We start from the raw sequence: 12,150 nt of genomic DNA, 5'->3' as shown, positions 1-12,150 counted from the left end.
TGCAAGGGGAAGTTGCTCCGCATGCAATCGACGTCCTCGTTGGACCTGAATCTGCTGATCGCCCTCGACGCGCTGCTCACCGAGGGCAGCGTCACCGACGCCGCGCAGCGCCTGCACCTGTCCACACCCGCGATGAGCCGGACCCTGGCCCGTATTCGGCGGGCGCTGGACGATCCGGTGCTGGTCCGCGCCGGGCGGCACATGGTGCCCACGCCACGGGCGCTGGAGCTCGCCGGGGAGGTGCGGGAGATCGTGGAGCGCGCCACGGCCGTCTTCACCCCGGGAGCGGGTACGGGCTCCGCCTTCGACCCGGCGACGCTGGAGCGCACCTTCACGCTGATCGCCGACGACGCGCTGCTGACCGGTATCGGGATGCGGCTGCTGGAACGGGTGCGGGCGCAGGCGCCGGGCGTCTCACTGCGGCTGCTCCCGGAGGGACCGGGGGAGCCGACCGCGCTGCGGGAGGGCGTCGCCGATCTGGAGCTGGGCGTGGTGAACGCGCCGGCGCCGGAGACGCGGGTCGAGCACGTCTTCACCGACACCAACGTCGGCGTCGTCCGCCGGGGGCATCCGCTGCTGGACGGGGAGATCACCCCGGAGCGGTTCGCCGCGGCGGACCATGTGACGGCGTCGCGCCGGGGCAGGATGCACGGCCCGATCGACGAGCTGCTGGCGGAGCGCGGGCTGCGGCGCCGGGTGGTCGCCTCCGTGCCGACGCTGGCCGCCACGCTGCTGGTGGTGGCGCAGACCGACCTGGTGGGCCGTACCGGGCTGCGGCTGGGCGCCGGACTGGTGGAGCGGCTGGACCTGGTCACCTTCCGGATTCCGCTGGAGCTGCCGGCGCTCCCCATCGCGCAGGCGTGGCACCCCCGCTACGAGAAGGACGCCGCGCACTGCTGGCTGCGCCGATGTGTGCGGGAGGTCGTTCGGGGCCTCGGCCCCTGTGACCCCCCGCCCGAGGCGCCAACCTGAGGCCACCTGAGGCCCCCGCCTGACGGGGCGCCGCCCCCTACACCGACTCCGACGGCGGCTCGCCCTGGCCCGAGTCCCCGCCCTGGCCGCCGCCGAAGTGGCGCCGGAGCTGGTCGACGGTGACCGTGCGGTCCTTGGGCGGGGTGGCGCGGGAGACGGGGCGGTCGAAGTGGCCGAGGTCGATCCGGTCGTGGTTGCTGCCCGCCCTGCGCTCCAGGCGCAGCGGGTAGGGCTTGCCCTCGGCCGAGACGTGCATGGTGACGCGGGCCTTCTTCTGGGCGCGGGTGACGAGGACGGAGCGGTGGCCCTGCACGCTGCTCTCGTGCCCTCGTTTCCAGCGCGGCCCCGGGGTGTCGCGCACTCCGGATGCGGCGCGGAAGGCGTCCAGGTCGCAGGCGGTGGTCAGGCCCTTGCCGCCGAGGTCGTCGTCCTTGGCGCTGCCCTTGATGTAGCGGCCCTTGAACTTCTGGGCGGCCTCCGCGCCCTGCTGGGGGCCGAGCTGGGCTTTCCAGAAGGCTGCATCGGGCTTGAGCCAGACGGTGTCGCCGTGTTTGATGAGCCGAACGGACCCTCTGCCTGGTACCGAGATTTTTCCGGAACAGTTCGCCTTTTCGTCCAGGGTGAGATGAATCCTCAGGTCGGGCGCCTTCATTCTGAGCCGGAGGGAGTGTGCGGAATTCAGCTCGTCGGACGCTTTCTCCGCTATTTCCTCTCCTGACAACTCTGCGATATCAGGGCCGTCACGCTGGGTTGCCGTGGGGGTGGCATGAGCCGGGGCCAGGAGCCCGCCGGAGGCCGTCGCCGCAGCGCATACGGCTACGAGCAGTGAGGTGCGGTGCTGCTTTCGCATCGATGGCTCCGATCCGCCGAGAGGGAAGGCGGGTGGCCGTGTGGCGGCACACCGATCTCCCAAATATGGACAAAGACGTACTCACCGTACGTTCCGTCGGGGGGTGGCGCACTTCGGCCAGTGATGAAGCCCACTTGTCATCGGTTTTTGGACATGAGACCGGGGGAACGGGGCAGGGTTCACGACTGCCATCTGCCCAGGGCTGTGGCAAAAGCCCCCAACGGGGGCACGGGGGCCACCCCGGAGAAAGCAGTAAGTAACGGAAGGCAGTACCGAAGGTGTCCGTTCTGGAGAGCATTCACATTGACGGCGAGTGGCGCACGGCCGCAGCCGGCGGTACGCGGGACGTGCTGGACCCCGCGGACGCCACCACGCTCGCCGTTGTCGCCGAGGGCGACACAGCGGACACCGACGCGGCCGTCGCCGCAGCGCGTCGCGCGTTCGACGAGGGCCCTTGGCGGCACACCCCCACCGCCGAGCGTGCCGCGCTGCTGCGCCGGGTCGCCGACCTCCTCCAGCGCGACCGCGAGGAGATCGCACTGACCGAGTCCCGGGACACCGGAAAGACCCTCGAAGAGGGCCGGGTGGACGTGGACGACGTCACCAATGCGTTCCGCTACTTCGCCGACCTGGTGATGAACGAGTCCGGCGGCCGGGTCGTGGACGCGGGCAGCGCCGATGTGCACAGCGTGGTCGTGCACGAGCCCGTCGGTGTCTGCGCCATGATCACCCCCTGGAACTACCCCCTGCTCCAGGCCAGCTGGAAGGTCGCCCCGGCGCTCGCCGCCGGCAACAGCTTCGTGATCAAGCCGAGCGAGATCACCCCGCTGTCCACCGTCCACCTGGTGAAGCTGCTGGTGGAGGCCGGTCTCCCGGCGGGCGTCGCCAACCTCGTCACCGGCGCCGGCGCCCCGGTCGGTGCCCGGCTGTCCGAGCACCCCGACGTCGACCTGGTCTCCTTCACCGGCGGGCTGGTCAGCGGCACCAAGGTTGCGCAGGCCGCGGCGCCCACCGTGAAGAAGGTCGCCCTGGAACTCGGCGGCAAGAACCCCAATGTCGTCTTCGCCGACGCCTGCGCCACCGAGGAGGGCTTCGACACCGCCGTCGACCAGGCCCTGAACGCCGCGTTCATCCACAGCGGCCAGGTGTGCTCGGCCGGTGCCCGGCTGATCATCGAGGAGTCCGTCAAGGAACGCTTCGTGGCCGAGCTGGTCTCCCGCGCCCAGCGCATCAAGCTCGGGCGCGGCACCGAGGAGGGCGTCGAGTGCGGTCCGCTCGTCTCCCAGCAGCAGCTGGAGAAGACGGAGGGCTATGTCGCCTCGGCGCTGGAGGAGGGCGCCCGGCTGCGGTGCGGCGGCGAGCGCCCGAAGCCGTCCGAGGTACGGCCCGAGGGCGGCTACTTCTACGCGCCGACCGTGCTGGACGACTGCCACCGCGGGATGCGGGTCATCCGCGAGGAGACCTTTGGCCCAATCTTGACGGTAGAGAGCTTCAGCACCGAGGACGAAGCTGTAACCCTGGCCAACGACACCGAGTACGGCCTCGCGGGCGCCGTCTTCTCCGGCGACACCGCACGCGCGCGCAGGGTTGCCGCGCGGCTGCGCCACGGCACGGTGTGGATCAACGACTTCCACCCGTACCTGCCGCAGGCCGAGTGGGGAGGCTTCGGCAAGTCCGGCGTCGGCCGGGAGCTGGGCCCCCACGGTCTGGCCGAGTACCGCGAGACCAAGCACGTGTACGAGAACCTGCGCCCGGCACCGGTCCGCTGGTTCGGCGGCTGAGCCGACGGAGCGAAGGAGACCGGCAACCGGCCACACCCACCTCGCAGACACCCGAACAGGGCGCCGCGGCGGCTCGTCCCCGAGCCGCCGGGGCGCACCCGTACCAACCGCCAGCCCCCTCCCCGGAAGTTCCCAAGGAGCAGTACCCCTATGTCCAGCTATGACTACGTGATCGTCGGAGGTGGGACGGCCGGCTCGGTGATCGCCTCCCGGCTCGCCGAGGACCCGGACGTCACCGTCGCCCTGATCGAAGGCGGTCCCTCGGACGTCGACCGGCCCGAGGTGCTCACCCTCCGTAAGTGGCTGGGCCTGCTGGGCGGTGAGCTCGACTACGAGTACACGACCACCGAACAGCCCCGCGGGAACTCGCACATCCTGCACAGCCGCGCCAAGGTGCTCGGCGGCTGCTCGTCGCACAACACCCTCATCTCCTTCAAGCCGCTGCCCTCGGACTGGGACGAGTGGGAGGCGGCCGGGGCCACCGGCTGGGGCGCCGAGGCCATGGAGCCCTACTTCGGCAAGCTGCGCAACAACGTCGTCCGCGTCGCCAAGAAGGACCAGAACGCGATCGCGCAGGACTGGATCGACGCCGCCAAGGAGGCCCTCGACATCCCCGAGGTGGTCGGCTTCAACGACCAGCCCTTCGAGGAGGGCGTCGGCTTCTTCGACCTGTCCTACCACCCGGAGAACAACAAGCGGTCCTCCGCCTCGGTCGCCTATCTGCACCCGCACATGGAGGCCGGTGACCGCCCCAACCTGCACATCCTGCTGGAGACCTGGGCCTTCAAGCTGGAGCTGGGCGGCGAGGACGGCAAGACCGTCACCGGTGTGCACGTACGCGGCAAGGACGGCACCGAGCAGCTGCTGACCGCGGGCCGTGAGGTGCTGGTGTGCGCCGGTGCCGTCGACACGCCGCGGCTGCTGATGCACTCGGGCATCGGCCCGAAGGAGGACCTGGAGGCGCTGGGCATCCCCGTTCTCCACGACCTGCCGGGCGTCGGCGAGAACCTCATCGACCACCCCGAGTCGGTGATCGTGTGGGAGACCAACGGGCCGATCCCGGACAACTCCGCGATGGACTCGGACGCGGGCCTGTTCGTCAAGCGGGACCCGGACCACAAGGGCCCCGACCTGATGTTCCACTTCTACCAGATCCCCTTCACCGACAACCCCGAGCGACTGGGGTACGAACGCCCCGAGTACGGCGTGTCGATGACGCCCAACATCCCCAAGTCCCGCAGCCGCGGCCGGGTGTACCTGACCTCAGCCGACCCCGAGGTCAAGCCGGCGCTGGACTTCAAGTACTTCGAGGACGAGGACGACTACGACGGCAGGACCCTGGTGGACGGCATCAAGCTCGCCCGCAAGGTCGCCCAGGCCGAACCGTTCGCCAAGTGGCTCAAGCGGGAGGTCTTCCCCGGCCCCGAGGTGACGGACGACGAGGAGATCAGCGAGCTGGTGCGCAAGGCCGCGCACACCGTCTACCACCCGGCGGGCACCTGCCGGATGGGTGCCGAGGACGACGCGCTCGCCGTCGTCGACCCGCGGCTGCGCGTGCGCGGCCTGTCGGGCATCCGCATCGCGGACGCCTCCGTCTTCCCGACCATGCCCGCCGTCAACCCGATGATCGGCGTGCTGATGCTCGGCGAGAAGGCGGTCGATCTCATCCGACCCACTGTGTCCGACAACCGAGCTACTACGGCACCGGGAGGTGTTGCGTGATGTCCGAGGCCGCTGAAACCACCGCCACCGCCGAGAACGAGGACGCGCAGACGAACGTGAAGGCGAACGACAACGACAGCCAGACGGGTCCCGTCTTCTCGGTCCGCAACCTGTGGAAGGTCTTCGGGCCCAAGGCGGACCGGGTACCGGGCGACCCGGAGCACGCCGCGCTCTCGCAGACCGAGCTGCGCGAGAAGACGGGCTGCACCGCCGCTGTCCGCGACGTCTCCTTCGACGTGCACAAGGGCGAGGTCTTCGTCGTCATGGGCCTGTCGGGCTCCGGAAAGTCCACCCTGGTGCGCTGCCTGACCCGGCTGATCGAACCCACAGCGGGCACGCTGGAGTTCAACGGCGAGGACGTCATCTCCATGGGCAAGGACGCCCTGCGCGAGCTGCGCCGGCACCGCGCCTCCATGGTGTTCCAGAACTTCGGCCTGCTGCCGCACCGCAGCGTGCTGGACAACGTGGCCTACGGCCTGGAGATCCAGGGCATGGCCAAGGCCGTACGCCGTGAGCGCGCCGCCGAGATGGTGGCCAAGGTCGGCCTGGAGGGCCTGGGCGAGCGCCGCCCCGGGCAGCTGTCCGGCGGCCAGCAGCAGCGCGTCGGTCTCGCCCGCGCGCTCGCCGTCGACCCGCAGGTCCTGCTCTTCGACGAGCCGTTCAGCGCGCTGGACCCGCTGATCCGCCGCGACATGCAGGAGGAGGTCATCCGGCTGCACCGCGAGGAGGGCCGCACGATGGTCTTCATCACCCACGACCTGTCCGAGGCGCTGCGCCTCGGCGACCGCATCGCGCTGATGCGGGACGGCGAGATCGTCCAGCTGGGGACCCCCGAGGAGATCGTCGCCAACCCGGCCGACGACTACGTACGTGACTTCGTCCGCGACGTCCCGCGCGAGCAGGTCATCTCGGTGCGCCGTGCCATGCGCCCCGCGGACGCAGCCGAGGCCACGACGGGCACCGAGATCGCCCCCGAGACGCTCGTCTCGGACGCGATCGCGACCGTCGCGCGCACCGGCGAGCACTGCCGCGTCGTCGAGGACGGCCGGATGCTCGGCGTCGTCGACCACGCGAGCCTGCTGACCGTCGTGGCCGGTCTCGACAAGGACTCCGCCGGCGAGGACGGCATGGAACGGGAGGTGGCCGCCGTATGAGCACGGCAAGCTGGAGGAGCACCACACGCCACGGCGCCGCGCAGGCGGCCCATACCGGCGGGGGGCTGATATGAGTTCCCCGACCCTCACCAAGGACGAGACCACTCAGTCCTCGCCGCCGAGCAGCGGCTCGTCCGGGCCCCGGACCACACCCGAGGCACCCTCGGCGCTCGCCCGCTTCGCGGCGAACCCCAAGGCCGTCGCGCTGGTCGTCGCCGCACTCGTGGTGATCGTCAGCGGGCTGGTCTCCGGCGACGGCACCTGGCCGCACTCGCTGACCGCCGATGTGAAGTCGCCGCTGAACGACCTGGACAACTGGCTGGTCGACAACCGCGACACGCACTGGATCTTCCTGTACTTCCTGCTGCACCTCAGCAACACCGCGCAGGTCTGCTACGACACGCTGCTGAGTCTGCTGGAGTCGATGAGCTACGTCGGCGTCATCGTCGTCGGCACGCTGATCGCCTGGGCCGCCGGCGGGGCCGACCTGTCCCGGCGTGCGCTGCGCACCGGCGGCACGGCACTCGCGGTCTTCGTGGTGTGCGGTGTGCTGGACGTGTGGGAGCCGACGATGGAGACGCTGGCGCTGATGATCGTCGCCGTCGTCTTCGCCGCGCTCCTGGGCGCCCTGCTGGGTCTGGCCTCCGGGCTCTCGGACCGCTGCGAGAAGATTCTGCGGCCCGTCTTCGACACCATGCAGGTGATGCCGGCGTTCGCCTACCTGCTGCCGCTCATCCTGATGTTCGACATCGGCGTCCCCTCCGCGCTCATCGCGACGGTGATCTACGCGGCCCCGCCGATGGCCCGCCTCACCTCGCTCGGCCTGCGCCAGGCCGACCCGACCGCGCTGGAGGCCGCCACCTCGCTGGGCGCCGATGCCCGGCAGCGGCTGCTGACGGCACGGCTGCCGCTGGCCCGCAAGCAGATGATGCTGGGCCTCAACCAGACGATCATGATGTGTCTGTCCATGGTCGTGCTGGCATCCCTCATCGGCGCCGGCGGCCTGGGTTCCGAGGTCTACCAGGCGCTCGGCGCTCTGAAGATCGGCGACGCGCTGGTCGCGGGCATCGCCGTGGTCCTGCTGGCCGTGGTGCTGGACCGTACGACGGCCGCTGCCGGTGAGCGGCTCGACGACGTCGCCACCTCGGGCGTCTCGCGCACCGTGGAGCGGCTGCGGCTGGCCGTCTGGGGCGGCATCGTCGCGCTGATCGGCGTCTTCGCGGCCGTCGGCACCGCCATCGCCGGAAACGAGTGGCCCGAGGGCTGGGTCGTCGACTTCTCCAACTCCGTGGACACCGCCGTCGACTGGTTCACCGACCACCTCGGCTCCGGCATCCCCGTCCTCGGCGGCACCATCACCTGGGCCCAGGGCTTCACCGAGTACATCCTCAACCCGCTGCGCAGCGGCCTGCTGGCCACCCCCTGGTGGGCGCTGGCCCTGCTGGTCGCCGTCATCGGGTGGATCGTCGGCACCTGGCGCGCCGCGCTGACCGGCGTGGTCTGCCTGGCGCTCATCGGCTGGATGCGGCTGTGGGACGTGGCCATGGACACCCTCTCGCAGGTGCTCTCGGGCCTCATCCTGACGATCGTCGTCGGCGTGCTGGTCGGCATCCTGTGCGCACGGGTGCAGCGGGTGGACCGGATCATGCGGCCGGTGCTGGACACCATGCAGACGATGCCGCAGTTCGTCTACCTGATCCCCGTGATCGCGCTGGTCGGCCAGAACCGCACCGGCGGCATCCTCGCCGCGGTCATCTACGCGGCTCCGGCGGTCATCCGCATCACCGCGCAGGGGCTGCGCACCGTCGACCCGGCGGCGATGGAGGCCTCCACCTCCCTCGGTGCCACCGGCAAGCAGCAGCTGTTCGGCGTCCAGCTCCCGCTGGCGCGCAAGTCCATGCTGGTCGCGCTCAACCAGGGCGTCGTCCTGGTGCTGTCCATGGTCGTCATCGCCGGACTCATCGGCGGCGGCGCGCTCGGCTACATGGTGGTGCAGGGCCTCTCGAAGGGTGACCTCTCGCAGGGCTTCCCGGCCGGTATCGCCATCGTCTGCCTCGGCATCATGCTCGACCGCCTCTCCCAGCCGGTCGGAAAGCGCGTCCGCGACTGAGGCTTTCCCCCCAGGAAAGAATCCCCGCCCGACGGATCTTCCCCGTCCGTCCCTTGAGAAAGAGAAATTCACATGAGAATGAAGCGCATAGGCACCATCGGCGTCGCCGGCGCCGGCATCCTGGGCGTCCTCGCCCTCACCGGCTGCGCCGCCGACACCAAGGCGAGCGGTGGCGGCGACGACAAGGTCGTCCTGGCCGAGCCGTCCTGGGTCGGCGCGACCGCCAACGCGGCCGTCGTCAAGAAGCTCCTCGAGGACGAGCTCGATGTGAAGGTCGAAGCCAAGCAGATGGACGAGCCCGTCGCCTTCGACGCGCTCAACAGCGGCAAGGCCGACGCCATTCTCGAGGACTGGCACGGTGTTCCCAAGAAGGAAGACCTTTACGTCAACAAGAAGAAGACCGTGGTCTCCGGCGGCGACCTGGGCGTGGTCGGCCACATCGGCTGGTTCGTGCCGAAGTACTGGGCCGACAAGCACCCGGACGCCGTCAAGGACTTCAAGAAGCTCAACAAGTACTACAAGGACTTCAGGACCTCCGAGAGCGGCAAGCTGGGCCACTTCATCGGCGCAGCGCCGTCGTACTCGCAGCACGACAAGGAGCTCATCAAGAACTTCGACATGAAGTTCAAGCACATCCCCTCCGGTGCCGAGGCGGCCCAGCTCAAGGAGCTGAAGCGGCTGTACGACGCCAAGAAGCCCTTCCTCACCTACTGGTGGCAGCCCCAGTGGATGAACGAGAAGATGGACCTGGTGGAGGTGAAGCTGCCCAAGTACACCAAGGGCTGCGAGATCCCCGCGTCCAAGGCGAAGTGCGGCTACGAGAAGAACCAGCTGGAGAAGTTCCTCAACAAGGACTTCGCGGACAGCGACAGCAAGGCCGCGAAGTTCATCAAGAACTTCCACTGGACCACCAAGGACCAGAACGAGGTCGCCGGAATGATCGCCGGGCAGAAGATGGACCCGGAGGACGCCGCCGCCAAGTGGATCAAGGAGAACAAGTCCACCTGGAAGAAGTGGATCCCCAAGAAGTAAGGCTCAGCCTCGCTATGAGGCGCTGTCTCTCTTCGAGGCTCAGCCTCTCTCCCTGAGGCAGCCGCTTCCACCGATACGCCCCCGCCCCCGTGACGCCCACCGTCACGGGGGCGGGGGCGTACTGGGGCAGAATGACCGGTATGAGTCAGCGCCCTTCGTCCGCCCCGGCCCCCGTGGGACGCGGGCGGCACCGGGCGTCGCGGGGCGGGCGGCGAAGACCCCTGCTGCCGCTGCTGCTGGTCACCGGCTGCGCCGCGGTCCTCGTCGCCGTCGCGCTCACCGGCACCGATCTGGCAACGGACAGCACCGACGACCCGCGGATACCCGGCGGCGGTACGACCACGCTGCTGCGGTCCGTGCTGCTGGCCGCGCTGTGCGTGCAACTGGGCGAGCTGGCCGGGCGGCGGCTGGCCCGCGATGTCGCCCGCGCCCTCCCCGGCACACAGCTCCCCGGCACCCCGGCCGACGGCCCCCGACAGCCCCCGGAATGGGCCGCGGGCGCGGCCCTCGCCGGGATGCTCGCCGCACTGGGCCTCGCCTCCATGGCCGCCGCCGGGGACGGCCGACTGGCCGCGGGGCTCCCCGAACTGAGCGAGATCTACGCCACCCGTGACGGACTGCTGGCCTTCAGCGAGGCCAACGGCTTCCTGCTGGCGGCCCTGAGCGTCTTCCTCGGCCGGCCGGTGTGGGCGGCAGCACCACTGTCCGCCGTCCTCGCCGCCGAAGCCGTACGGGCGCACCCGGAGTCCGGGACCCCGGCCGTCGGCGTCGCCCTCACCCTCGTCCACCTCACCTGCACGGTGCTGTGGACCGGCGGGCTCATCCAGGTGCTGCGCACCATGCGCGCCTGGCACGGCGAACCGGGCGCGGCCCGCGCCCTGCTGGCGGCCTACGCCCGCCGCGCCTTCTGGCTGTTCGCGGCCCTGTGCGTGACGGGCACCCTCAGCACCCTGCGGAAGCTGCCGTCACCCGCCGCGCTCACCTCTTCCGCGTGGGGCCGCACGCTGCTGGTGAAGCTGGCGGTGGTGGCGGCGGTCGCGGCGTGCGCCGTCGCGGCCCGGCGGGTCCTGATGCGCGACCGCACCCGCACGACCTACGCGCACGTCCTGCGCCCCACCGCCTGGGAACTGGCCGCGCTGGGCGGGGTGCTGGCGCTGTCGGCTCTGCTGACGGTGGCACCGGCGCCGCGACCGTAGGGCCCCCGCGCAACCCCGCTCCCCGCGAGTAGCAGACAGCGGCATCCCGCAGCCCGCGAACAGCAGACAGCGGCACCCTCACCGGCGCAGCTCGGCCGCCATCTCCCGTACGCCCTTGTACGCGTGCTCCGCGAGCCCGCCCCCGAAGGTGACCCGCGCGCAGCCGGCCGCCGCCAGTTCGGCCACGGAGGGCCCGCCGTCCGCGAACCGGGCCAGCCCGTTGACCGGCACCGGCAGCTCGCGGGCCAGCACGGCGAGGTCGTCGAGGGGCGCGCCGATCGGATACACCCCGTCAGCGCCCGCGGCGACATACGCGCGGCCCCGCGCCAGCGCCTCCTCCAGGGGCTTCTCGCTGCCACGCAGATAGACATCGACGCGGGCGTTGAGGAACGGACCGTCCGGGCCGTCCCCCAGCGCCTCGCGTACGGCGGCCAGGAACTCGGCCTGTTCCCCGGCCGCCACCAGCTCGCCGGCCACCGAGTCCTCCAGGTTGCAGCCGACGGCCCCGGCGTCCCGCAGCCGCCCGGCGATCTCGGACGGCGGGAGCCCGTATCCGCGTTCGATGTCGGCGCTCACCGGGATTCCCACCACTCGGACGATCCGGGCGACGGCGGCGAACATCTCGTCGGCTGGGCACTCGCCGTCGGCGTATCCGAGTGAAGCGGCCACGCCCGCGCTGGGCGTGGCCAGCGCGGTGAACCCCGCCTGGGCGAAGACGCGCGCGGCGGCCGGGTCCCAGGCGCCCGGCAGCACCAGCGCCTCGCCCGGCTTCCTGTCGAGGTGCAGCTCCCGGAGCCGGGCGGCGGCGGTGCCGGTCATCCCGCTGAGCCGCGCGCGCCGTCGAGCATGCTCTGCGGCAGGCCCCGCACCGCCACGTTGAAGCGGTTCCAGGCGTTGATCGCCACGATCTGCCCGATCAGTGCGGCCATTTCGCGCTCGTCGAAGTGCTTGGCGGCCCGCTCGTAGACCTCGTCGGGCACGAAGCCGTCCGTCAGTTCGGTGATGGCCTCGGTCAGCGCCAGCGCGGCCCGCTCGCGCTCGGTGAACAGGTCGCCGACCTCCTCCCAGGCCGCCAGCAGGTCCAGTCGCTGCTGCGTCTCGCCCTTCTTGCGGGCGTCGGCGATGTGCATGTCCAGGCAGTAGGCGCAGCGGTTGATCTGCGAGGCCCGGATCTTGACCAGTTCAGCGATCACGGAGTCGAGTTCTTCGGCGGAAGCGGCCTGCTGGAAGCCGTACATCCCCTTCATCATGCTGGGGGCGACCTTCCAGATGTCCATACGCGGTGTCGTCGTCATGTCCCTGAGCCTATGCCGGAGTGGGTCATCGGTATGGT

At 70.6% G+C, this 12,150-nt stretch carries 10 protein-coding genes; 7 read left to right on the top strand and 3 right to left on the bottom strand.

The genetic code is table 11. From position 1 onward, the window contains the following. The first annotated feature begins 21 nt into the window (after positions 1-21). Positions 22-972, top strand: a complete 951-nt coding sequence (locus tag HC362_RS12185; protein ID WP_243083983.1) for a LysR family transcriptional regulator — start codon at positions 22-24, stop codon at positions 970-972. A gap of 37 nt (positions 973-1,009) precedes the next feature. Here the strand turns inward: HC362_RS12185 and HC362_RS12180 are convergent, their stop codons facing one another. Next, entirely contained in the window at positions 1,010-1,624 is a 615-nt protein-coding gene (locus HC362_RS12180; protein ID WP_243083982.1) for a hypothetical protein, read from the bottom strand. 476 nt (positions 1,625-2,100) lie between these two features. On the opposite strand from HC362_RS12180, the gene HC362_RS12175 reads away from it, so the two are divergent. From HC362_RS12175 to HC362_RS12150, 6 genes are all read left to right on the top strand, one after another. Beyond that, positions 2,101-3,603: an aldehyde dehydrogenase family protein gene (locus HC362_RS12175; protein WP_243083981.1), complete on the top strand. Its 1,503-nt coding sequence runs from the start codon at positions 2,101-2,103 to the stop codon at positions 3,601-3,603. A 150-nt stretch (positions 3,604-3,753) separates the two neighbouring features. Then, complete coding sequence (locus HC362_RS12170) at positions 3,754-5,325, top strand: GMC oxidoreductase (RefSeq protein WP_243083980.1); 1,572 nt, start codon at positions 3,754-3,756, stop codon at positions 5,323-5,325. Beyond that, positions 5,325-6,479: a glycine betaine/L-proline ABC transporter ATP-binding protein gene (locus HC362_RS12165; RefSeq protein ID WP_243083979.1), complete on the top strand. Its 1,155-nt coding sequence runs from the start codon at positions 5,325-5,327 to the stop codon at positions 6,477-6,479. Before HC362_RS12170 ends, HC362_RS12165 begins: the two co-directional genes overlap by 1 nt. A gap of 70 nt (positions 6,480-6,549) precedes the next feature. Further along, complete coding sequence (locus HC362_RS12160) at positions 6,550-8,589, top strand: ABC transporter permease subunit (RefSeq protein ID WP_243083978.1); 2,040 nt, start codon at positions 6,550-6,552, stop codon at positions 8,587-8,589. Between the two features lie 72 nt (positions 8,590-8,661). After that, complete coding sequence (locus HC362_RS12155) at positions 8,662-9,621, top strand: glycine betaine ABC transporter substrate-binding protein (protein WP_243083977.1); 960 nt, start codon at positions 8,662-8,664, stop codon at positions 9,619-9,621. A gap of 140 nt (positions 9,622-9,761) precedes the next feature. Beyond that, positions 9,762-10,817 carry a CopD family protein gene (locus HC362_RS12150; protein WP_243083976.1) on the top strand — a complete coding sequence of 352 codons (1,056 nt, stop codon included), beginning with the start codon at positions 9,762-9,764 and terminating at the stop codon, positions 10,815-10,817. Between the two features lie 78 nt (positions 10,818-10,895). Here HC362_RS12150 and HC362_RS12145 read toward each other — a convergent pair whose 3' ends face one another. Continuing rightward, positions 10,896-11,636 carry an isocitrate lyase/phosphoenolpyruvate mutase family protein gene (locus tag HC362_RS12145; RefSeq protein WP_243083975.1) on the bottom strand — a complete coding sequence of 247 codons (741 nt, stop codon included), beginning with the start codon at positions 11,634-11,636 and terminating at the stop codon, positions 10,896-10,898. Next, positions 11,633-12,112 carry a carboxymuconolactone decarboxylase family protein gene (locus tag HC362_RS12140; RefSeq protein WP_243083974.1) on the bottom strand — a complete coding sequence of 160 codons (480 nt, stop codon included), beginning with the start codon at positions 12,110-12,112 and terminating at the stop codon, positions 11,633-11,635. The genes HC362_RS12145 and HC362_RS12140 overlap by 4 nt, the downstream gene beginning before the upstream one ends. Positions 12,113-12,150: the final 38 nt, after the last annotated feature.

It is taken from the genome of Streptomyces sp. 891-h (genome assembly GCF_022760275.1).
GTDB lineage: Bacteria > Actinomycetota > Actinomycetes > Streptomycetales > Streptomycetaceae > Streptomyces > Streptomyces spirodelae.
This window is presented reverse-complemented; position numbering and strand designations above follow the sequence as displayed.